Origin of the sequence: Nocardia abscessus NBRC 100374, from assembly GCF_000308455.1 — a bacterium.
Lineage (GTDB): Bacteria > Actinomycetota > Actinomycetes > Mycobacteriales > Mycobacteriaceae > Nocardia > Nocardia abscessus.
The window spans coordinates 55,004-74,779 of record NZ_BAFP01000139.1 but is presented as its reverse complement, the minus strand read 5'-3'; the positions used below and the strand labels follow the sequence as shown (position 1 = coordinate 74,779).

Here is a 19,776-nt window from a genome sequence, read left to right as displayed (position 1 = left end):
CGGCCAGGATCAGCCTTGCGCGGGCGTCTCGGGGCCGGGCAGCACATGCGTCTGCGCGTTGAACACCGCGGGGGAACCGCCTGCGCGGGCCATGCCCTCGATGGCGCTCCAGGCGAGCATGGTGAGGTAGTCGATCACGTGCTCGCGCGACAAAGACTTGTTCGTGGTCCACCAGTGCGTCGCCAGCTGGATGCCGCCGACCAGCACGTACGAGGCCAGCGCCGCACCCTCGGTCTCGACGCCCCGCTCCTTGGCGCGCTCGGTGATCACCGCGCACACCACCTCGGCGAAGAGTTTCTCGAACTCCGCGAGCGAGGACTGGTCCGCCGAGCCGTTGCCCATGATGAACCGGTAGACCTCCGGGTCCTCGTCCACCGTGCCGACGTACTCGGCCAGCGCCGAGCGGACCAGCTGGTACTCGTCGGCGTCCAGGCTGATCGCGCCGTACACCCGGGGCATCAGCGTGGTCTCGATGTACCGCTGCATCGTCGCGTGGACCAGGTCGTTCTTGTCGGAGAAGTAGCGGTAGAGCACGGTCTTGGACACGCCGATCTCCGCGGCGATCTCGTCCATGCCCGCGTTGCTGCCCCGGGCGCGCACCGCGGCCAGGGTGCCGTCGACGAGTTCTTCGCGCCGATCGATCTTGTGTTGCCGCCACCGGCGCTTGCGGCCGTCCATCCGGCCGCCGCGCACCGCCGACGGTCGCTCGCCGATATCGACAAGGTCTTCGGTGGACAGCGTGGGCTCCCTCGTTCGTATGTTTTTCTCCGGTGGCTACCAGCTTAGGTCCCCGCTACCGGTGATATACGCGTTTGAGCCCGGATGCGGTAGGAACCACAGTGCCGGGCGCGTCGGTTGTGTTCATATCCACTCGTCCGCTCGCCCACTTCGCCGCGCACAGCAGAATGGGAGGTATGGAGAAAGCTCCCGGCAACACCGCGGTGCTGGACGCCCCGGCCGCGCCTGCCGCCGCGCCCTTCGGCTTGGCCGCCGTGCTCGACGAGGCGGCCAAGCGTCGTGACCTCTGGCGGATGAAGGCGCTCGCCACCGGCCTGCTCGGCCTCGCGACCCTGATCTACCTGTTCTGCCGCTGGACCGAATCGCGCGGCGCGGGCGGCGACTGGGTCGGCTACCTGCGCGCCGCCTCCGAGGCGGGCATGGTGGGCGCGCTGGCGGACTGGTTCGCGGTGACCGCCCTGTTCCGTCACCCGCTCGGCCTGCCGATTCCGCACACGGCGATCATCCGCCGCAAGAAAGACCAGCTCGGCGCCAGTCTCGGCAGCTTCGTCGGCACGAACTTCCTCGCGCCGGAAGTGGTGTCGGCCAAGGTGAACTCCGCGCAGGTCTCCTGGCGGGTCGGGCGGTGGATGGCCGATCCCGGTCATGCCGCCCGGGTGGCGCAGGAGAGTTCGACGATCCTGCGGGCCGTCGTCGGTGTGCTGCGCGACGAGGACGTCGAGCAGGTCATCGACAACACCATCGTCAAGCGGATCGCCGAGCCGCTGTGGGGCCCGCCCATCGGGCGGGTGCTGGCGGAACTGCTCGCCGACAACCGGCAGCTGGCGCTGCTGGATCTGCTGGCCGAGCGCGCGCACCAGTGGGCGCTCGGCTCACAGGAGACCATCGATCGGATCGTGCTGCGGGACGCGCCGCAGTGGGCGCCGAAATTCGTCAACATTCTGCTTTCCGAACGCATCTACCGGGAACTTGTCGAGTTCACCTGGAAAGTCCGGTCCGATCCGGAGCACGAGGTTCGCCTCGCCGCGAATCGGTTCCTGGAGGAATTCGCCGCGGACCTGCAATTCGACGACGCCATGATCAAGAAGGCCGAGCGCATCAAAGCGCAGATCATGGGTCGCGAGGAGATCACCGGACTGGCTTCGGCGACCTGGCGTGCGGCGAAGCGGCTGATCCTGGAATCCGCCGACGACCCGAACAGCACGCTGCGGCGCAAGGTCGCCGAGAACGTTCAGCAGCTCGGCGAGCGATTGCGCGACGACGCGGACATGCGCGCCAACGTCGACGGCTGGATCGACCGCGGCGCTCGCTACCTGGTGGAGAACTACGCGGGCGAGATCAGCACCCTGGTCACCGACACGGTTGCCCGGTGGGATGCCGAGGAAGCAAGCAAGAAGATCGAATTGCAAGTGGGCCGCGATCTGCAATTCATCCGGATCAACGGAACCGTTGTCGGTTCGCTTGCCGGACTGGCGATCTACACGATTTCCCATCTCATGTTCGGCGGCTGATCCCCGGCACGCGGAACGTTTGCCGAAACACTGCTAGCAGACTGCTTGCAATAGCTAGCACCCTGACCTAGACTCGAACCCGTACAACCGCCAGAAGGTGAGTGATGGCAGACCAGCCCGAGGTTTCCGCCGAGTACACCGACAGACCGGACGAGCACTCGCCCGGAGTCGGCGAACGAGGGGGTCGCGTCGTCAGCGCGGCGCACGACATCGGAGGCTTCATCAGGGCGCAGCGAGAAGCCGCGCAAGTCTCGTTGCGTCAACTCGCCCAGCTGGCGGGGGTGAGCAATCCGTACCTCAGTCAGATCGAGCGCGGACTGCGCAATCCGTCCGCCGAAGTGCTCACGCAGATCGCGAAAGCGCTGCGGGTCTCCTCGGAGGTCTTGTACGTACGGGCTGGCTATCTCGAGCAGCGGCCGCACAGTCCGGTCCGGGACGCCCTGCTTGCCGACACATCGATCAGTGAGCGGCAGAAGCAGGTGCTGCTGGACATCTATGAATCGTTTCGCCGGGAAAACGGAGGAAACGAGGCAGGGGGGGACGTATGGGACAGCGACGTTCCGCGCACGACAACCGAAACTCCGCCACGCCAGGAGAACGAAACACCATGACCGAGAAGAACGCCACCGTCACCAAGCCCTTGCTCGCCACCGTCGGCGCGGGTGACGCTCTCTACACCGCCGTGAACGACGTCGTCGCGCAGGTGCGCGAGCGTGCCGCCACGACCGAGGTGCAGACCAGGGTGGAGGAGGCGCGCGAGCGCTTCGCCAACGTTCCCGCCGACGTCCAGGCCCAGTTCGAGTCGCTGCGCGAGCGGCTGGCCGGGCTGCCGTCGGAGCTTCCGGACGACCTCGCCGAGCTGCGCGAGAAGTTCACCGCCGAGGAGCTGCGGACGCTGGCCGAGAAGTACTACCGCCAGGCGCTCGACATCTACGCCGACCTCGCCGTACGCGGTGAGGAGGCCATCGAGCGGCTGCGCGCCAACCACCTCGTCGAGGATCGGATCGGCAAGGTCGAGACCATCTACGGCGACGCGGTGAGCCGCGCCGAGGACGTGTTCGAGCGCGTCAACGGGCTGCTCGGCCGTCCGGCCAAGGTCGAGACCGAGATCGAGGCCGAGGCGCAGGTCGTCCCGGCGCCGGTCGTCGAGGCCGAGGTCGTCGAGGTGACCACCGAGTCCACCCCGGCTCCCGACACGAACGGCGCGGCGAAGAAGGCTCCGGCCAAGAAGGCCGCCCCCACCGCCGCCAAGAAGGCTCCCGCGAAGAAGGCCGCTCCCAAGAAGGCCTGAACCGCCCGCGGCTGACGCCGCCCGACGCCCCCGTACACCCCTGGTGTACGGGGGCGTTGCTTCTATGATGGGTGGCGTGAACATGGTGCACGGATTGACCGGGATGATCCTGCTGGTGCTGTGGCTGGCGGCGCTCGGTGCGACGATTTTCGCGCTGATCCACGCCGTGCGTCAGCGTCCGGACGCGTTCACCGCGGTGGACAAGCTGACCAAGCCGATCTGGCTGGGGATTCTCGGGGCGGCTGTGCTCGTGCTCGTCCTCTTCCCGGCGGGTCTCGGACTGCTCTCCTTCGCGGCCATCATCGCGACGGGCATCTACCTGGCCGACGTTCGGCCGAAGGTGGATGAGGTGCAGCGGGGTCCGCGCTGGTGAGGGGGCAGTTCGTCGTCTGGTAAGGGTGCTTGCACTAGCAAGCGGCGCGAATCGGGGTTACTGTATCTAGCAGTAACACAAAGGAGTGTCCGATGCGTGCCCTGCTGCCGACCGCGTTGACGAGCTTCCCGGGACTGCTCCGGAGCTTGCGCGACGCGCACAGCGCCGACCTGCGTTCGCGTACCTACCGGACCGCGGCGTTCAACCCCCCGACCGCGCCGCGCGAGGTGATCCCGGTCCGGACCGGTGACGGCGCCCAGCTGCGCGTACACGCCTACGGGCCGTCCGATCGCCCGGTCATCGTGCTCGTCCACGGCTGGACCTGCTGCCTCGAATACTGGCATCCGCAGATCAACGCGTTCGCCGGCGACTACCGGGTGATCGCCTACGATCAGCGCGGCCACGGTGAGAGCGAATACGGGTCGAGCAGGTTGACCACGGACCTGCTGGCCGACGACTTGGCCGCGGTGCTCGACGCCGCGCTCGCGCCCGGACAGCGGGCCGTGCTGGTCGGCCACAGTCTCGGCGGCATGACCTTGCAGGCGTGGGCCGGACGCTATCCCGAGCGGGTCGCGCGGCAGGCGCTCGCGGTGCTGCTCACCAATACCGCGGCCGACCGGCTGATCCTGGAGACCACCGTGGTCCCGCTGCTGAACCGGCCGTGGCGGTTGCTGCAGCTGAAGGTGCCGCTGCCGTTCCTGTTCGGCAGGCTGGGGCTCGGCGCACCGATCGTCTTCCCGCCCATCGCGCCGGTGCGCTGGTTGTTCGCGCGCCAGATCCTCAGCACCGCGGCCAAAGGCGAGCTGCTGGAATTCAGCATGGCCATCGTGCGGTCGTGCCCGGCCTGGGTGCGCTCCAAGTTCGGTTTCCTGCTCGCCGCGATGGATGTGGGGGAGTCGGCGCGCAACCTCGTAGTGCCAACGACGGTGCTGTCGGGACAATTCGACGACATGACGCCGCCGGTCCACTCCGAGCGGATCGTCGAGATGCTCCGGCGGACCGGCAGTCTCATGCGCTACCAGGTGCTGCCGACCGGCCATCTCGGCAATGTCGAGGCCTACGAGCGGTTCAACGAGGAACTCGGGCGCCTGCTCGCCGCGGTGGGCAAGCGCGCCCGCGCCGACCTCGCGGGCTGACCGGCCGACGCCGCGTTCGCGCGTCGGTCAGGAGAAGACGACCGTCCGGCGGCCGTGCACCAGGACGCGGCCCTCCAGGTGCCAGCGCAGCCCGCGCGCCAGGACCACCCGCTCGATGTCGCGGCCCTGGCGGACCATGTCGCGCACTTCGTCCGCGTGATCGATGCGGATCACGTCCTGCTCGATGATCGGGCCCGCGTCCAGCTCCGCGGTCACGTAGTGGCAGGTGGCCCCGATCAGTTTCACGCCGCGGGCGAACGCCTGGTGGTACGGGCGAGCGCCGACGAACGAGGGCAGGAAGCTGTGGTGGATGTTGATCGCCTTGCCCGCCCAGTGCTCGCACAGTTCGGCGGGCAGCACCTGCATGAACCGCGCCAGCACCACCGCGTCGGGGTCGTGCGCGTCCACCAGGGCGCGGACCTCCTCGAAAGCGGGACCGCGCTCGGCCGGGTCCTTCGGGAACGGCACGTGATGGAACTTCACCCCGTGCGCCTCCGTCATCGCCGCCAGATCCGGGTGGTTGCCGATCACCGCCTCGATGGTGGCGGGCAGCTCACCGCTGGCGGCCCGTCCGAGCAGGTCGTGCAGGCAGTGACCGTCCTTGCTGACCAGCAGGACCGCGCGGCGGCGCGCCCCGGAGTCCAGCAGCTGCCATTCGGTCGCCGGACCGAGGCCGGCCGCCACCGCGGCGAACCGGTCGCGCAGTTCCGCGAGCCCGAACGGCACCGTGCCCGCCTTGATCGCCTGGCGAGTGAAGAACCAGCCGGTATCCGGGTCCGAGTGATACCCCGCCTCCACGATCGAGCCGCCGAACTCGGCGATGAACGACGTGATCCCGGCGATGATGCCGGGACGGTCCGGGCAGCCGAGAGTCAGCACGTAGCGGCGGTCGTCCTGAACGGGTGGAGCGGAACTCATGAGTTCATCCTCCCAGGTGCGCCGCGCGGCGTTTGCCGCACCTTCGCCCAGCGATCGGCAGGTGCCGAGGGGACGCCAGGTCGGGCCGTTCGCAACGCCGGTCGGCTAGGCGGCACACGATCCGTGCCCGGCGGTGGCGCTCAGAGGTGATAGAACGGCTCCGCGTAATGGAATTCGCCGGCGATCTGGGAGTCGTAGGCCGACAGGGACCGGACCTGGAAGTGGCTGATCCAGGCGGGATCGTCCGGTGTGATGCCCAGGCGGGCGGCGGGGACGAAACCGAAGCGCGGGTAATACTCCAGGCTGCCGAGCAGGCCGATCAGCGGTTCGTCGAGCGCGTCGGCGGCGCCGAGGGCCGCGTGCATGAGAGCCGAGCCCACTCCGGCGCCCTGATGGTCGGCGAGGACGCCGATCGGGCCGAGCGCCAGCACGGGGAACGGGCCGACCGTGGCTCGGGTCAGGCACAGGTGGCCGACCACGCTGTCGTGCTCGATCGCCACCAGCGACAGCGTCGGTATCCAGCCCTCGTCACTGCGCAACTGCGTTATGAGACCCACCTCCGGCGGATCCGCGCTGCCCCGGTCGCCGGACAGGCCGGCGCCATCGGGGTGGTCGGCACGGGCATAGTGCGGTGCGAATGCGCTGCGATGCACCGCCGCGATCGCAGCGATGTCGTCGGCGCGTTCGCGACGGATCAGCACTGTCGTCTCCTCCCGAACGAAGTAGGCCCATCCGCACACGTCGGTCGGTCGGTCGACCGTGGCGTCACGTTCTCCGATGCGCCATCAGTTACGAGTGTGCGGGAAGTGCAGCCAGGCGCGCAACGGAATTCGCGTCCGGTGTGCCAGACTCTCACCCCATGGCAAGTTCCACGTCGCTGACCAGGGCCGAAGTGGCCGCCATGATCGATCACACCCTGCTCGCCCCGGAGGCGTCGCGCGCCGACGTCGACACGCTGATCGAAGACGCGCGCGCGATGGGCGTGCTCGCGATCTGTGTGTCGCCGTCCATGCTGCCGGTGCGCGCGCCCGGGCTCGTGGTCGCGACGGTCGCCGGATTCCCCTCGGGGAAACACCATTCGCTGGTGAAGGGCGCGGAGGCGCGGCTCGCGGTGGACCAGGGCGCCGCCGAGGTGGACATGGTCATCGACGTCGGAGCGGCGCGCGCGGGCGATTACACAGCGGTGCTCGCCGACATCGTCACGGTGCGCGAAGCGATCGGCGACCGGGCGCTGTTGAAAGTGATCATCGAATCCGCCGCGCTGCCGGACGACGCGATCGTGCAGGTGTGCCGGGTCGCCGAACGCGCGGGAGCCGATTTCGTGAAGACCTCCACGGGATTTCATCCCACGGGCGGAGCGAGCGCGCACGCGGTGCGGCTGATGGCCGAGACGGTGGGTCCCCGGCTCGGCGTCAAGGCCAGCGGTGGCATCCGGACCGCCGAGACCGCGGCGGAGATGATCGCCGCGGGCGCGACCCGGCTCGGCCTGTCGAAATCCCGCGAGGTGCTCGACGGCTTCCCGCCCTGACCGGCAGCCGAAACCCGTTGACGGGCATCCGGTTCGCCCCGGAGCGCCTGCGCGAGGTTCGAAGACGTTGCGCTGGCGCGCGTTCAGCAGCGTGCGTCGGAGTTGTCGCTCGCGGGCTCGAGCTGGGTACGTCCACCCGCCAGCTGCACCGCGACGCCGGAGTCGGTGACCTCGAGCTCGGTCGCCGTCATGCCGAGGGGGTAGCTCTGCAGGCTCTCGGTGAAGATGTCGACGATGCTCTGCACCAGGTCGGAGGGCAGGCCGATGCCGAGCAACTCGGCCGACATCGTCTCCACCTGCACCGCCCCGTTCATGATCTGCGGCTTCAGCTGGAGCTCGGCGAGGCCGCCGAGCACCGACAGGGTGAGCATGCCCGAGCTCGCCGAGGAGCTCACGCTGCTGACCATGCCACCGAGGGTCTCCTTGATGCCTTCGTTGCTCCACGTGACGTCGGCGGAGGAACTGTCGATCACGGTGCCGTTCGAGTCGGCGACGTCGACGTCATGGAAGACGGCGTGCACCACCATGCCGACGGCAGGGCCGAACTTGGTGTCGTTGCTGTTCACCTTCACCGAGGGCACCTTGCCATCGATCCAGGTGATCAGCATCGGCTTGGGACCGAAGCTCACGTCGATCTTCGACCCCATCTCTTTCTCGAACTGCGAGCTGATGCAGCTCGACACCGTGTGTCTGGCGTATGCCTCGCCGCCGACCAGGACCGTGGCGAGCAGAATCGCTACCACGGTCAGGGCGATCAGCAGGGGCCGGCGTTTGATCGTCGAGGTGGAGGGTGCGTTCGTACTCATGGCGAAAATTCTTCCCGACCTTTCTGAGCCGTCTCTGTGGAGGCGGTGAGGGGTTCGAATGTGACATGAGGCACAAAAACCGAGCGTAGCCTGATGCCCATGGCTGGCGATGTGGCAAGCCGCGCGATCGGATCCGCGGAACAAGGATGGCGCGTTCTGCGCCGCTGGGCCGGTCGGCACGCCGGTTTCTTCACAACTCGGCAGGTGCTGCGCACGGGGTGTGGGGCGCGAGTTCGGGCGGCCCTCGGTGACGGTTCGGTGACCAGGGCGGGGGTCGGCATGCTGCGGTTCGCCGGGTGGCCGGAAGGTCCGCTCGACGAATACGCGATGTGGGCGGCCTGGTTCGACGGCGCGTCGGTGGTCTCCCACCACAGCGCGGCGGAACTGCACGGGCTCGGCAGCCTGTGCCCGCGCTTCCTGCACCTGTCGGTGCGTTCGGGACGTCCGCCGGTGACGCCGCGGCTGGTAATCGTGCGCCGCGCGCTGGCAGGCGCCGAGGTGGAGTCGGCGGGCCCCTTCCTGGTGACGACACCGGTGCGTACGGTGCTCGACCTGGCAGAGGGCGACATCGGGCAGGCCGCTTTGAACGAGGTGGTCGCCGACGCGGTCGCCATCCACCGGTGTGCGGGCGCGGAGATCACCGACGCGGGGGCGCGCTTGTCGCCGCGTGCGGCGAAACGGGTGTACCGAGCGCTTGCCGTAGCGTGACGAAACGCGCGGAGGCGTGCCGGTCAGCTCGTGCCGAGTGGCGCGACGGCCGGCCACGGCACCGAGAGCACATTGTCGCGCAGCCGGCGACGATAGTGGCGGATCGGGAAACCTTCCGCGCGCAGCGCCTGCGCCGTCGCGCGCCAGCGGACGCGCGGACCGAAAGGCGCCATCGGCGCGGCGTGGGCCCAGGCACGATCCGCGGCGGCGAGCAGTGCGTGGATCGGTTCACCGGGAACGTTGCGGTGGATCAGCGCTTTCGGCAGGCGTTCGGCGAGATCGGAGGGGCGCTCGACGGTGAACGGGTCCCAGGCCAGCGTGAGCGAGCGCGGTCCGTTCCGGTCGAGCAGCACCCACGCGCTGCGTCTGCCCAATTCGTCACAGGTGCCGTCGACCAGCAGGCCGTCCGGCGCCAGCCCGGCCAGAACGGTCGACCACGCCTCCGGGACCGCTGATTCGGGATACTGCCGCAGCACGTTGAAGGCACGCACCAGCACAGGCCGCAGCCCGGCCAGTTCGAATCCGCCGCGTGCGAAGGTGACGCCGTCGCGGCCGGGGACCACGCGCTGCGGGTCGATCTCGAGTCCGACCACCCGCACGTCCGCGCGAACCGTGCGCAGCCGCGCGGCCAGCTCGAACGTGGTCCACGGGCTGGCGCCGTACCCGAGGTCGACCACCAGCGGATCGGGCGCGCCGCCCAGCCGGTCGGCGACGAGTTCGTCGTTGATCAGCCAGCGGTCGCTGCGGCGGAGGCGGTTGACGGCGGTGGTGCCACGGGTGATGGTGCCGACCGGTTTGGTCAGCGGGTGGGGTGCTGTTCTTCCAGCCACTTGACCGTGAACTCGGCCTCGCCGCGGAACAGGTCGACCAGGTTCACCAGCATCAGCTGTTCCAGGCGCGGTCCGACCATGGGGATGAACACCTTCGCCTCCGAGGAGAAGCGCATGGTGCAGCCGGTCTCGGTGGGGAACAGGCGGATGGTGCCGCCGAGGCTGCCCGGCCCGGCGGGAATGGACGCGGAGTACTTCCCGGTGATCTCGTCCGGGGCGAACGGGCTGTAGGTCTCCTTGCGGGTGATCACCATGTCCTTGCGCATGACCGTCTGGGCGATCTCCGGCAGCATGTCGCGGGGAAGGATGTGGTGCAGTTCGACGTCGATGCCGCCGTCGCCCGCCTCCAGCCGGACCACCTGGTTGCCGGGGGAGTACTTCCGCATCTCTTCCATCCGCGCATCCCAGTAGTCGCGGTTCGACAGCGCCGCGTACAGCTCTTTTGTGGTGTGCAGCGGATAGCGGGCGGAGTAGTCCAATCGACGTGCCATGGGCTCACACGTTACTGGGTCCGGTGGCGCCGACCTCGACGGGCGGGTGGAGTGCGGACGGGACACGAACGCGCGGACCGCGCAGTGTGACGTCGCACAGTGCGCGTCCGCGCGGCCCGGATCAGTGCGAGGCGAGCCAGTTGCCGGTGAATTCCGCCTCGTTCTTCAGCAACTCGGTGAGGTGCTCGGCGATCGCCTTTTCGATCTTGCTGCCGAACAGCGGGATCTTCACCTCGATGGTGCCGTCGGTCGTGGCGACGGTGCCGGAGCCGTCGGCGGTCAGCGTGATGGTCCCGCGGACCTCGGCGGGCGCGCCGTCGACGCGGGCTTCGAAGGTGGCGTGATCCCCGGTCCAGTCCTCGACGCGCGGGATGGTCAGATCACCGGGGCGCACCGCGGTGATCGCGGGCGGCAGCTTCTCGGCGGCGATGGCCTGCACCATCTCGACACGCACCTGGTCGCCGCTGACGGTGATCGACTCGAGCCGGGCGCCGGGGCCGCCGACCTCCGCGATCCGATCCTTCCAGAACTGCTCGTCGGCGAATGCCGCGCGTACCGCGGCGGGCGGATGGGAGTAGCGGGCCGTGTACGCCAGCGGTGTAGCCATGGCTCCACACGCTACCGTGCGCCGCACGAATTGCACGAGCGGCCAGCAGCCGTCCTCGTGCAGTGCACTGCACGCTACCGTGTGGCGTGCGAACTTCACGAGTGGTGCCGTCGGACCTCCTCGCCGGCACCGGTGCGCGGCTGCGCGCCGACGTGCGGCTGGCGGAGCTGACCACGCTGCGAGTGGGCGGCCCCGCCCTGCTCGCCGAGTGCGCGACCACCGAAGCGCTGGTCGCGACAGTGCGCGCGCTGGACGCGGCGGGCGTCCCGGTGCTGCTGCTCGCGGGCGGCTCCAATCTGCTCGTCGGTGACGACGGCTTCGACGGCGTGGTGGTGCGGGTAGCCACCGCCGGCGTCGAGATCGGCGACGGTGGTGTGGTCGCGGAGGCGGGCGCGAACTGGGACGACGTGGTGGGTGCGACGGTCGCCGCCGGACTCGGCGGGCTGGAGTGCCTGTCCGGCATTCCCGGCTCCGCGGGCGCGACGCCGGTGCAGAACGTGGGCGCCTACGGCGCGGAGGTGGCGAACCTGCTGCGCCGGGTGCGCCTGCTGGACCGGGCGAGTGGGGAGATCCGCTGGGTGGAGCCCGGCGAACTCGGGTTCGGCTACCGCACCAGCGTGCTCAAGCACCGCGACGACGCCGTCGTGCTCGCGGTCGACTTCGCGCTGCGCGCCGACGGTTCCAGCGTGCCGCTGCGGTACGGCGAACTCGCCACGGCGGTGGGCGCGGCGGACGGCGAGTCCCGGCCTGCCGCACAGGTCAGGGACGCGGTGCTGCGGTTGCGCGCGGGCAAGGGCATGGTGCTCGATCCCACCGACCACGACACCTGGAGCGCGGGCTCGTTCTTCACCAACCCGGTGGTCGCGCCGGATCGGGTGGCGCAGGTGCGCGCCGCGATCGCCGCACACGTAGGCGATGCCACGGTACCGACCTATCCGGCGCCGGACGGCGTGAAGTTCTCCGCGGGCTGGCTCATCGAGCGGGCGGGTTTCGCCAAGGGCTTCCCCGGCGCCGAGGCGCCCGCCCGGCTGTCGACGAAACACACACTGGCGCTGACCAATCGCGGCCACGCCACCGCGGACGACTTGGTGGCGCTGGCCAGGACGGTGCGCGACGGCGTGGCCGAGCGTTTCGGGATCACACTGGAGCCGGAACCGGTCACCGTCGGTGTCACGCTCTGACGCGCTGAGGTCGACACCACACGCTGCGGCGACGGATCGGACCGCGCGCCGCGCGTAGATTCGACGAAGTGAACCACCGCCCGATGATCCACCGATCGGTTGCCGTGGTGTCGGCTGTCCTCCTGGTGGTCGTCGCCCTGGCGGCCGGCTGCACGATCGACCACGACGCGGACCGGTCGGGCTCCGACGCCGGTCCGATCGCCGAGGTGACGCTGACCCCGGCCGACGACGCCGAGAACGTCAACCCGACCGCGCCGGTCTCCGTAGCGATCAGCGACGGCACGATCGATCAGGTCGCGCTGACCAACGCCGCGGGCAAGCAGGTGCGTGGCGAGCTCGCACCGGACAAACGCGGCTACACCATCACCGAGCCGCTCGGCTACGACGCCACATACACCTGGTCGGGCACCGCGGTCGGCACCGACGGCAAGCCGATACCGATCGACGGTTCGTTCCAGACGCTCGCGCCCAAGAGCACCGTTCCCGCGACCCTGAACATCGGCGACAACCAGGAGGTCGGCATCGCGGCGCCGATCATCCTGCAATTCAAGTCCGCCGTCACGAACAAGGCGGCGGTGGAGAAGGCGCTCACCATCACCACCGACCCGCCGACCGAGGGCGCGTGGGCCTGGTTTCCGGACGACAACGGCTCGCGGCTGCACTGGCGTCCGAAGAACTACTGGACGCCGGGCACCAGCGTGCACGTGTCGGCCCGGCTCTACGGACTCGATCTGGGCGGCGGCAACTACGGCGATTCCGATCTGACCACGGATTTCCGCATCGGGCGCAGTCAGATCGTCAAGGCGAACGCCCCGAGCCACCGCATGCAGGTGGTCCGCGACGGGCGGACGGTGTTCGATTTCGCGGTCAGCTACGGCGAGGGCAACGAGCCGCGCAACGTCACCCGGTCCGGCATCCACGTGGTCACCGAGAAGTACGAGGACTTCATGATGTCGAATCCGCCGTACTACACCAACGTTCGCGAACGCTGGGCGGTACGCATCTCCAACAACGGCGAATTCATCCACGCCAACCCGGAATCACTGTCGGCGCAAGGCTCGGCGAACGTCACCAACGGGTGCATCAACCTGTCTCCCGGCGACGCCCAGGCGTACTTCCCCACGGCCCTGTACGGCGATCCGGTCGAGGTGACCGGAACCTCGATCCCGCTTTCGGCCGCCGACGGCGACCTCTACGACTGGACCATCGACTGGAACAGCTGGAAAACCATGTCGGCGTTGCGGGGTGCGCCCTCTGCCGTGGTCTCCGCCACCCCGCTGCCTCCGCAGCCGGCCGGCGCGCGCTGAGCGGTTCTAGCGGACCTTCGCGTCCTCTTTCGCGGCTTGTTCGACCTCGCGGTCGGCCGAGCGTTCGGCGCGGACCGCCGCGTGCCGCTCGGCGAGCAGGTCGCGGATCTCGGTCAGCAGCTCGATCTCGGTGGGCTCGGCGGCCTTGGGGGTGCCGAAGCGGTTCTTGATCGTCTTCATCGGCAGCATCAGCACGAAGTACAGCACCGCGGCGACCATCACGAAATCGACGACCGCCGTGATGATCGGGCCGACGGCGATGAAGGTGGCGGGTTTGGAGGAGATCAGCTGCACGCCGAGGCCCAGTTCGTGGGTGCTGCCGAAGACCGCGAGCAGCGGATTCACCACGCCTTTCGTCACCGAGGTCACCACGGCGGTGAACGCGGTGCCCATCACCACGGCGACCGCGAGATCGATGACGTTCCCGCGCATCAGGAACTCTTTGAAACCCTTGAACATGAGCCTAACCACTCCCATCCGATGTCCTTACCCTTACGGCTGCTCGGATGCTAACGGTTCGAATCGAATAGCGAAGTCGCAGCAATTCGCGGCCGGAACGACCACGAAAGCTGATTGATTCGCTTCGGCTATGAAATGGTCAGCCGCGACGAGCGAATCGGCCCGCGTCCGCCTGATCCCTCGGCTTGATGACGATCTGGTCCAGGTTGACGTGCGCGGGCCGCGACGCGACGAAGCCGATGACCTCCGCGATGTCCTGGGCGACCAGCGGGTCGATGCCCTCGTACACCTTCGCGGCCCGGTCCGCGTCGCCGTCGAAGCGAACCAGCGAGAATTCGGTTTCCACGGCGCCGGGGGCGATCTCGGTCAGCCGCACCGGCTGCCCGAGCAGCTCCCCGCGCAGCGTGCGGTGCAACACGGCCTGCGCGTGCTTGGCGGAGGTGTAGCCGGAACCGTTGTCGTAGGCGGTGAACGCGGCCACCGACGTGACGGTGACGATCAACCCGTCGCCGGAGGCGATCAGCTTGGGCAGCAGGGCTTTGGTGACGCGCAGCGTGCCGAGCACGTTGGTCTCCCACATCCAGCGCCAGTCGTCCAGGTCGGCCTCGGCGACCGGGGCCATGCCCTTGGCGCCGCCCGCGTTGTTGACCAGCACGTCGGCCCGCTCGACCGCCTCGGTGAACGTGCGCACCGACTCGTCCGAGGTGACGTCGAGTTCCAGTGCGGTGCCGCCGATCTCGTCGGCGAGGCGGCGCAGGCGATCCAGCCTGCGGGCGCCGACGTAGACGTGGAAGCCCTGCTTCGCCAGCTCGCGGGCGGTGGCCTCGCCGATCCCCGAGCTGGCTCCGGTGACGACGGCGGTGCGAGTGCTCATGCCGGTAGATCTTAGGTGCGCGAGGTTTGCCGGGCCCGGTGCGGTCACCGGGATCGCCGTTAGCCTGAGTGGCATGGCTATTCGGGACGTGGTGAGCGCGGACGGAACGAACATCGTCTACCGGGTGAGCGGTCCGGCGCACGCCCGCCCGCTGGTGCTGCTGCACGGTTGGTCGGCGAACCTGCGCTGCTGGGGCGCGGCCGCCGACGACCTCGCCGCGCGTTTGCGGGTGATCGCCGTCGACCTGCGCGGCCACGGCTACTCCGACGCACCCGCGACGGGCTACGACGATCCGAAGAACTGGGCGGCCGACGTCGCGGCCGTGCTCGCCGTCGAGGGCATCGACTCCGGCGCGGTGCTGCTCGGCTGGTCCTACGGCGGGATCGTCCTCTCGGACTATGTGACCGCGTACGGCACCGACGCCGTCGCGGGTCTCGTCTACACCGGCTCGATGGCGAACATCGGCCCCGGCGTGCCGGGTGCGGCCACCGGCAGCATGATGCGGGAGGCGATGCCGGGCGTCTTCGAGGAGAGCGCGGGGCGGGCCCTGCGCGCTTTCGGTGCGTTCGGCAATGCCAACACCGGACCGGGCGCGGACAAGGGCCCGGACGCGCAGCGCCTGTTCGGGGCCAGTCTCGCCACCCCGCCCGCGGTGCGCAAAGCACTGTTCTACCGCACCGTCGACAACACCGGGACACTGCGCGCGCTGGACGTTCCGGTGCTCGTCCTGCACGGGACCGCCGATCAGGTCGTGCCGATCGAGAACGGGCGCTTCATCGCCGACACCGTCCCGAACGCCCGTGCGTCGTTCTGGGAAGACGCCCAGCACGGCCTGTTCATCGAGGACCGTTCGCGGTTCGTCGCCGAGGTGAGCGCGTTCGCCGAGAGCTTGTGATCGGTGTCATGTCCGGTCTGTGATAGCTCTCACTTGCCGCGGATAGCGCGTCTGGGCCGGGGAACGCAACGTGCACTATGGATAGTGTGAGTCAGCGCCTGGACCTACGGCCGAACCGTATCGCCGTGTTATCGGTGCACACCTCACCACTCGCTCAGCCAGGGACCGGCGACGCCGGCGGCATGAACGTCTATGTCCTGCAAACAGCCGTCGAGCTGGCCCGGCGCGGCACCGAGGTGGAGATCTTCACCCGGGCGACCGCGTCCAACCTCCCGCCCGTGCAGGAGGCGGCGCCCGGCGTGCTGGTGCGCAACGTGGTGGCAGGCCCGTTCGAGGGGCTGGACAAACACGATCTGCCCACTCAGCTGTGCCCCTTCACCGCGGAGGTGTTGCGCCAGGAGGCTCGGCATCTGCCCGGCTATTACGATCTGGTCCACTCGCATTACTGGCTGTCCGGCCAGGTCGGCTGGCTGGCCAGGGACCGGTGGCGGGTGCCGCTGGTGCACACCGCGCACACGCTGGCCGCGGTGAAGAACGCGGCGCTGGCCGAGGGCGACTGCCCCGAACCGGCGACCCGCGAGATCGGCGAGAAGCAGGTGATCGCCGAATCCGATCGGCTCGTCGCCAATACCGCCGAGGAAGCCCGCCAGCTGGTCGAGCTCTATGGGGCCGACCCGCAGCGCATCGATGTCGTACCGCCCGGCGCGGACCTGACCCGCTACCGCCCCGGTGACAAGGCCGCCGCCCGCACGGCGCTCGGCCTGGCCGCCGACGAGCAGATCGTCGCGTTCGTCGGCCGGATCCAGCCGCTGAAGGCGCCCGATGTGCTGGTGCGCGCCGCGGCGGAGGTGTTGCGCGCCGAGCCCGAGCGCCCGCTGCGCGTGCTGATCGTGGGTGGGCCCTCCGGCAGCGGCTTGGACCGCCCCGACGCGCTGATCGAGCTGGCCGCCGAACTGGGCATCGCCGCGCGGGTCAGCTTCCTGCCCCCGCAGCCGCCGCAGCGGCTGGTGCTGGTCTATCGCGCCGCCGACCTGGTGGCGGTGCCCAGCTACAACGAGTCCTTCGGCTTGGTCGCGATCGAGGCGCAGGCCAGCGGCACTCCCGTGCTGGCCGCCGATGTGGGTGGTCTCGGCACGGCCGTGCGGCACGACGTGTCCGGCCTGCTGGTCCCGGGACATCGCACCTCCGACTGGGCGAACGCGCTGCGGCACCTGCTGAACGACCCCGGTCGGCTGCGCCGGATGGGCGAGCGGGCCGTCGCGCACGCCGCCAATTTCTCCTGGGCGCACACGGCAGACGGCCTACTCGCCAGCTACGCCGCGGCCCTGGCCGGTTTCCGCGACGAGCGCTCCGCGCTCGGCGGCCGCGGCCTGGCGCACAGCGCCGTGCGCGCCGACGCCTACGACCCGGCGGCCGCCGACCGCACTAGCCTGGCCGGAGAACGGACGGCGGCTCTGCTCGCCGAGAGCAGCCAGGCCAGATCGCGGGCGCTGTGGCGGCGCCGGATGGGAGTACGCCGGTGAACGAGGTGCAGGCGACCGCGCAGCTGATCGACGAGGCGCTGCGCGACCGGGAGATCGAGTACACCCGGCCGGGCGAGGAGACTTTCGTCGTCGTCCTGCCCGGCGAGCGCAAGCTCGAGACCACCGTGATGCTCACGGTGGGCAAGCACGGGATTCGTGTCGAAGCGTTCGTCTGCCGTAAGCCGGACGAGAACTTCGAAGGCGTATACAAGTTCCTGCTGCGCCGCAATCGCAGGCTCTACGCCGTCGCCTACACCCTCGACCGGGTCGGCGACATCTACCTGGTCGGCCGGATGTCCGCGCACGCCGTAACCCCGGACGAATTGGACCGGGTGTTCGGGCAGATCCTCGAGGCCGTGGACGCCGACTTCAACGTGCTGCTGGAACTCGGCTTCGCCGAATCCATTCGGCGGGAATGGAAGTGGCGCGTCTCGCGCGGCGAGTCGCTGCAGAATCTGCGCGCGTTCGAGCATCTGGTCGACTCCGCCGACAGGCCCTAGCCGGTCGCCGGCTCCGGGTAACAATCGTGGGTGGCTCGGATCGGCGAAGGAGACACGGCGTTGGCGATTCTCGCTCTGGACATCGGCGCGACGAAGTTCGCGGCCGGGGTGGTGTACCCCGGTCCCGAGGTGCGCGACGTACGTCAGGTGAAGGTGCCGGCCACGAGCGTGTGGGACGCCTGTCGCGGACTGCTGCTCGAGGTAGCTGGTCCGGCACCGGTCAGCGCCGTGGGGATCGGTGCGGCCGGGCCGGTGGACGTGCGAACCGGCGTCACCGGTCCGTTGAACATTCCCGAATGGAAATCGGGATTCCCGGTCGTCGCCGCCGTGCGGGAGCTGTTTCCCGCTGCCGCGATTCGCTTCGCCATCGACGGCGCCTGCCTCGCGCTGGCCGAACACCGCCTCGGCGCCTTGCGCGGGGTGCCCGACGCGCTGGCGATGACCGTGTCGTCGGGGATCGGCGGCGGGATCGTGGCAGGCGGCTCGGTGCTGCTCGGGCGCACCGGCAATGCCGGGCACGTCGGGCACATCGTCGTGCCGGGCTGGGACACCCCCTGTGGCTGCGGCGGCCGCGGCTGCGTCGAAGCGGTCGCCAGTGGCATGTCGTCGGTGCGCTGGGCGCGGGAGCAGGGCTGGTCCGGCGGCACGGGCGTGCGGCTGGCCGCGGACGCGCGCGCGGGCGACGAGATCGCGCTCGCCGCGCTGCACCGGGCGGGTACCGCTCTCGGCGCGGCGATCGCCTCGGCCGCCGCCCTGCTGGACGTCGACCGGGTGGTCGTCGGCGGCGGATTCGCGCGATCCGGTGCGCCGCTGTGGGATCCGCTGCGCGCCGCGGTGGCCGAGCACGCCGGGCTGACGTTCCTGCGCGGACTGCGTGTGGAGCTCTCCGCGATCACCCACGGCGCGACGCTGGCGGGCGCGGGTGTGCTCGCCGCCGAGCACGCCGCGGACGAACCGGTCTGACTGCGCGCTTTCCCCGTGCCGGCCGTGGCGGCGTGGCGGGAACCGATGCGACCCGGTCGAGCGCGCATGGGAGGATGACCGCATGACGTACTCCCTCGTGCTGCTGCGCCACGGCGAAAGCGAATGGAACGCCCTGAACCTGTTCACCGGCTGGGTGGACGTGCATCTGACCGACAAGGGCATCGCCGAGGGCAAGCGTGCCGGGGAACTGCTGGCCGAGCACGGCATCCTGCCGGACGTCGTCTACACCTCGCTGCTGCGCCGGGCCATCTCCACCGCGAACATCGCGCTGGACGCCGCCGACCGGCACTGGATTCCGGTGATCCGCGACTGGCGGCTCAACGAGCGGCACTACGGCGAACTGCAAGGTAAGAACAAGGCGCAGATCCGGGACAAGTACGGCGACGAGCAGTTCATGCTGTGGCGCCGCAGCTACGACACCCCGCCCCCGCCGATCGACACGGCCAACGAGTACAGCCAGGAGGGCGATCCGCGCTACGCGGGCATCGAGGTCCCGAAGACCGAGTGCCTGCTCGACGTGGTCAACCGGATGGTTCCGTACTGGGAGTCGACCATCTCCAAGGACCTGCTGTCCGGCAAGACCGTGCTGGTCGCCGCGCACGGCAACTCGCTGCGGGCGCTGGTCAAGCACCTCGACCAGATCTCGGACGAGGACATCGCGGGCCTGAACATCCCCACCGGCATCCCGCTGGTCTATCACCTCGACCAGGACCTGCGCCCGGTGCGTCCGCGCGAGTACCTCGACCCGGAGGCCGCCGCCGCGGGCGCGGCCGCCGTCGCGGGCCAGGGCGGGAAGTAAGCTCCGAACGCGAATCCCGACGCGCTGTCACTCCTCAGGGGTGGCAGCGCGTCGTCGTGTTCGGCCACGAGTGGCGAGCGTCGCGTGTTCGTCGAGGCGGGGGGCGACACGCCGGACGGCGGAACGCCGGTCTACGACCGGTCGGTGAGCCATGATTCCGATGCTGTAAACGGGTCCAGACGGGTGTGGCCAGCGAAGACTCGGGAGAATCTGCTGCTCGATCGGCATATGTGAACCGATGTTCCGAGGGTCAGTGTATGTTACCGGTAGTTCCTACCGGCGGGTAGGAAAGTTACACTTGGTCGCTTGACCAGCAC

At 69.4% G+C, this 19,776-nt stretch carries 23 protein-coding genes; 14 read left to right on the top strand and 9 right to left on the bottom strand.

The annotated features are described in order from the left end of the window. Nucleotides 1-9 precede the first annotated feature (9 nt). A complete protein-coding gene (locus ON19_RS27875) occupies nucleotides 10-693 on the bottom strand; it encodes a TetR/AcrR family transcriptional regulator (protein ID WP_043699097.1) in 684 nt (227 codons plus the stop codon). A 221-nt stretch (nucleotides 694-914) separates the two neighbouring features. Here ON19_RS27875 and ON19_RS27870 point away from each other — a divergent pair, with 221 nt between their 5' ends. From ON19_RS27870 to ON19_RS27850, 5 genes are all read left to right on the top strand, one after another. Next, on the top strand, nucleotides 915-2,249 hold the full coding sequence (locus ON19_RS27870) for a DUF445 domain-containing protein (RefSeq protein ID WP_174377738.1): 1,335 nt from the start codon (nucleotides 915-917) through the stop codon (nucleotides 2,247-2,249). A gap of 104 nt (nucleotides 2,250-2,353) precedes the next feature. Next, nucleotides 2,354-2,860: a helix-turn-helix domain-containing protein gene (locus ON19_RS27865; RefSeq protein ID WP_043699095.1), complete on the top strand. Its 507-nt coding sequence runs from the start codon at nucleotides 2,354-2,356 to the stop codon at nucleotides 2,858-2,860. Further along, on the top strand, nucleotides 2,857-3,540 hold the full coding sequence (locus tag ON19_RS27860) for a heparin-binding hemagglutinin (RefSeq protein WP_043699093.1): 684 nt from the start codon (nucleotides 2,857-2,859) through the stop codon (nucleotides 3,538-3,540). The genes ON19_RS27865 and ON19_RS27860 overlap by 4 nt, the downstream gene beginning before the upstream one ends. An 82-nt stretch (nucleotides 3,541-3,622) precedes the next feature. Beyond that, nucleotides 3,623-3,913 carry a DUF2516 family protein gene (locus ON19_RS27855; RefSeq protein ID WP_280474403.1) on the top strand — a complete coding sequence of 97 codons (291 nt, stop codon included), beginning with the start codon at nucleotides 3,623-3,625 and terminating at the stop codon, nucleotides 3,911-3,913. A gap of 92 nt (nucleotides 3,914-4,005) precedes the next feature. After that, nucleotides 4,006-5,049, top strand: coding sequence for an alpha/beta fold hydrolase (locus ON19_RS27850; protein ID WP_043699091.1), 1,044 nt, complete (start codon nucleotides 4,006-4,008; stop codon nucleotides 5,047-5,049). A 27-nt stretch (nucleotides 5,050-5,076) separates the two neighbouring features. On the opposite strand, the gene purU is transcribed toward ON19_RS27850, so the two are convergent. Together purU and ON19_RS27840 are read right to left on the bottom strand one after the other, a co-directional pair. Continuing rightward, nucleotides 5,077-5,967 (bottom strand): formyltetrahydrofolate deformylase, encoded by an 891-nt coding sequence (gene purU / locus ON19_RS27845; protein ID WP_043699089.1) that lies wholly within the window; start codon nucleotides 5,965-5,967, stop codon nucleotides 5,077-5,079. A gap of 140 nt (nucleotides 5,968-6,107) precedes the next feature. Next, nucleotides 6,108-6,668 carry a GNAT family N-acetyltransferase gene (locus ON19_RS27840; RefSeq protein WP_043699648.1) on the bottom strand — a complete coding sequence of 187 codons (561 nt, stop codon included), beginning with the start codon at nucleotides 6,666-6,668 and terminating at the stop codon, nucleotides 6,108-6,110. A gap of 158 nt (nucleotides 6,669-6,826) precedes the next feature. Between ON19_RS27840 and deoC the strand changes: the two genes are divergently transcribed. Beyond that, a complete protein-coding gene (gene deoC, locus ON19_RS27835) occupies nucleotides 6,827-7,495 on the top strand; it encodes a deoxyribose-phosphate aldolase (RefSeq protein WP_043699087.1) in 669 nt (222 codons plus the stop codon). 83 nt (nucleotides 7,496-7,578) lie between these two features. Here the strand turns inward: deoC and ON19_RS27830 are convergent, their stop codons facing one another. Further along, the gene (locus tag ON19_RS27830; RefSeq protein WP_051169372.1) at nucleotides 7,579-8,301 is read right to left on the bottom strand and encodes an LmeA family phospholipid-binding protein; all 723 of its coding nucleotides are present in this window, start codon (nucleotides 8,299-8,301) and stop codon (nucleotides 7,579-7,581) included. Between the two features lie 99 nt (nucleotides 8,302-8,400). Between ON19_RS27830 and ON19_RS27825 the strand changes: the two genes are divergently transcribed. Then, complete coding sequence (locus tag ON19_RS27825) at nucleotides 8,401-9,009, top strand: hypothetical protein (RefSeq protein WP_043699085.1); 609 nt, start codon at nucleotides 8,401-8,403, stop codon at nucleotides 9,007-9,009. Nucleotides 9,010-9,032: 23 nt separating this feature from the next. On the opposite strand, the gene ON19_RS27820 is transcribed toward ON19_RS27825, so the two are convergent. From ON19_RS27820 to ON19_RS27810, 3 genes are all read right to left on the bottom strand, one after another. Then, nucleotides 9,033-9,839: an SAM-dependent methyltransferase gene (locus ON19_RS27820; protein WP_083899669.1), complete on the bottom strand. Its 807-nt coding sequence runs from the start codon at nucleotides 9,837-9,839 to the stop codon at nucleotides 9,033-9,035. Then, on the bottom strand, nucleotides 9,809-10,330 hold the full coding sequence (locus ON19_RS27815) for a DUF2505 domain-containing protein (protein ID WP_043699084.1): 522 nt from the start codon (nucleotides 10,328-10,330) through the stop codon (nucleotides 9,809-9,811). The genes ON19_RS27820 and ON19_RS27815 overlap by 31 nt, the downstream gene beginning before the upstream one ends. Nucleotides 10,331-10,451: 121 nt before the next feature. Continuing rightward, nucleotides 10,452-10,937 carry a DUF2505 domain-containing protein gene (locus ON19_RS27810; RefSeq protein ID WP_043699640.1) on the bottom strand — a complete coding sequence of 162 codons (486 nt, stop codon included), beginning with the start codon at nucleotides 10,935-10,937 and terminating at the stop codon, nucleotides 10,452-10,454. An 86-nt stretch (nucleotides 10,938-11,023) separates the two neighbouring features. Between ON19_RS27810 and ON19_RS27805 the strand changes: the two genes are divergently transcribed. Continuing rightward, nucleotides 11,024-12,118: a UDP-N-acetylmuramate dehydrogenase gene (locus ON19_RS27805; protein ID WP_372478649.1), complete on the top strand. Its 1,095-nt coding sequence runs from the start codon at nucleotides 11,024-11,026 to the stop codon at nucleotides 12,116-12,118. A gap of 83 nt (nucleotides 12,119-12,201) precedes the next feature. Beyond that, on the top strand, nucleotides 12,202-13,425 hold the full coding sequence (locus tag ON19_RS27800) for a L,D-transpeptidase (RefSeq protein WP_043699082.1): 1,224 nt from the start codon (nucleotides 12,202-12,204) through the stop codon (nucleotides 13,423-13,425). Between the two features lie 6 nt (nucleotides 13,426-13,431). Here the strand turns inward: ON19_RS27800 and mscL are convergent, their stop codons facing one another. Together mscL and ON19_RS27790 are read right to left on the bottom strand one after the other, a co-directional pair. Beyond that, complete coding sequence (gene mscL / locus ON19_RS27795; protein WP_306307062.1) at nucleotides 13,432-13,902, bottom strand: large conductance mechanosensitive channel protein MscL; 471 nt, start codon at nucleotides 13,900-13,902, stop codon at nucleotides 13,432-13,434. 121 nt (nucleotides 13,903-14,023) lie between these two features. Beyond that, nucleotides 14,024-14,758: an SDR family NAD(P)-dependent oxidoreductase gene (locus ON19_RS27790; RefSeq protein ID WP_043699078.1), complete on the bottom strand. Its 735-nt coding sequence runs from the start codon at nucleotides 14,756-14,758 to the stop codon at nucleotides 14,024-14,026. A gap of 73 nt (nucleotides 14,759-14,831) precedes the next feature. On the opposite strand from ON19_RS27790, the gene ON19_RS27785 reads away from it, so the two are divergent. The 5 genes from ON19_RS27785 (at nucleotide 14,832) to ON19_RS27765 (ending at nucleotide 19,459) form a co-directional block, all read left to right on the top strand. Beyond that, on the top strand, nucleotides 14,832-15,653 hold the full coding sequence (locus ON19_RS27785) for an alpha/beta fold hydrolase (RefSeq protein ID WP_043699076.1): 822 nt from the start codon (nucleotides 14,832-14,834) through the stop codon (nucleotides 15,651-15,653). 77 nt (nucleotides 15,654-15,730) lie between these two features. Further along, nucleotides 15,731-17,176, top strand: a complete 1,446-nt coding sequence (gene mshA / locus ON19_RS27780; RefSeq protein ID WP_043699075.1) for a D-inositol-3-phosphate glycosyltransferase — start codon at nucleotides 15,731-15,733, stop codon at nucleotides 17,174-17,176. Nucleotides 17,177-17,181: 5 nt separating this feature from the next. Next, nucleotides 17,182-17,676 carry a type III secretion system chaperone family protein gene (locus tag ON19_RS27775; RefSeq protein WP_051169395.1) on the top strand — a complete coding sequence of 165 codons (495 nt, stop codon included), beginning with the start codon at nucleotides 17,182-17,184 and terminating at the stop codon, nucleotides 17,674-17,676. Nucleotides 17,677-17,736: 60 nt separating this feature from the next. Continuing rightward, nucleotides 17,737-18,639 (top strand): ROK family protein, encoded by a 903-nt coding sequence (locus ON19_RS27770; protein ID WP_043699636.1) that lies wholly within the window; start codon nucleotides 17,737-17,739, stop codon nucleotides 18,637-18,639. Between the two features lie 82 nt (nucleotides 18,640-18,721). After that, nucleotides 18,722-19,459, top strand: coding sequence for a phosphoglyceromutase (locus ON19_RS27765; protein WP_043699071.1), 738 nt, complete (start codon nucleotides 18,722-18,724; stop codon nucleotides 19,457-19,459). Nucleotides 19,460-19,776: the final 317 nt, after the last annotated feature.

Coding starts and splice junctions, on each gene's coding strand:
- ON19_RS27870 (WP_174377738.1), top strand. CDS start 915: ATGGAGAAAGCTCCCGGCAACACCGCGGTGCTGGACGCCCCGGCCGCG.
- ON19_RS27865 (WP_043699095.1), top strand. CDS start 2,354: ATGGCAGACCAGCCCGAGGTTTCCGCCGAGTACACCGACAGACCGGAC.
- ON19_RS27860 (WP_043699093.1), top strand. CDS start 2,857: ATGACCGAGAAGAACGCCACCGTCACCAAGCCCTTGCTCGCCACCGTC.
- ON19_RS27855 (WP_280474403.1), top strand. CDS start 3,623: ATGGTGCACGGATTGACCGGGATGATCCTGCTGGTGCTGTGGCTGGCG.
- ON19_RS27850 (WP_043699091.1), top strand. CDS start 4,006: ATGCGTGCCCTGCTGCCGACCGCGTTGACGAGCTTCCCGGGACTGCTC.
- purU (WP_043699089.1), bottom strand. CDS start 5,967: ATGAGTTCCGCTCCACCCGTTCAGGACGACCGCCGCTACGTGCTGACT.
- deoC (WP_043699087.1), top strand. CDS start 6,827: ATGGCAAGTTCCACGTCGCTGACCAGGGCCGAAGTGGCCGCCATGATC.
- ON19_RS27830 (WP_051169372.1), bottom strand. CDS start 8,301: ATGAGTACGAACGCACCCTCCACCTCGACGATCAAACGCCGGCCCCTG.
- ON19_RS27825 (WP_043699085.1), top strand. CDS start 8,401: ATGGCTGGCGATGTGGCAAGCCGCGCGATCGGATCCGCGGAACAAGGA.
- ON19_RS27815 (WP_043699084.1), bottom strand. CDS start 10,330: ATGGCACGTCGATTGGACTACTCCGCCCGCTATCCGCTGCACACCACA.
- ON19_RS27810 (WP_043699640.1), bottom strand. CDS start 10,937: ATGGCTACACCGCTGGCGTACACGGCCCGCTACTCCCATCCGCCCGCC.
- ON19_RS27800 (WP_043699082.1), top strand. CDS start 12,202: ATGATCCACCGATCGGTTGCCGTGGTGTCGGCTGTCCTCCTGGTGGTC.
- mscL (WP_306307062.1), bottom strand. CDS start 13,902: ATGGGAGTGGTTAGGCTCATGTTCAAGGGTTTCAAAGAGTTCCTGATG.
- ON19_RS27790 (WP_043699078.1), bottom strand. CDS start 14,758: ATGAGCACTCGCACCGCCGTCGTCACCGGAGCCAGCTCGGGGATCGGC.
- ON19_RS27785 (WP_043699076.1), top strand. CDS start 14,832: ATGGCTATTCGGGACGTGGTGAGCGCGGACGGAACGAACATCGTCTAC.
- mshA (WP_043699075.1), top strand. CDS start 15,731: ATGGATAGTGTGAGTCAGCGCCTGGACCTACGGCCGAACCGTATCGCC.
- ON19_RS27765 (WP_043699071.1), top strand. CDS start 18,722: ATGACGTACTCCCTCGTGCTGCTGCGCCACGGCGAAAGCGAATGGAAC.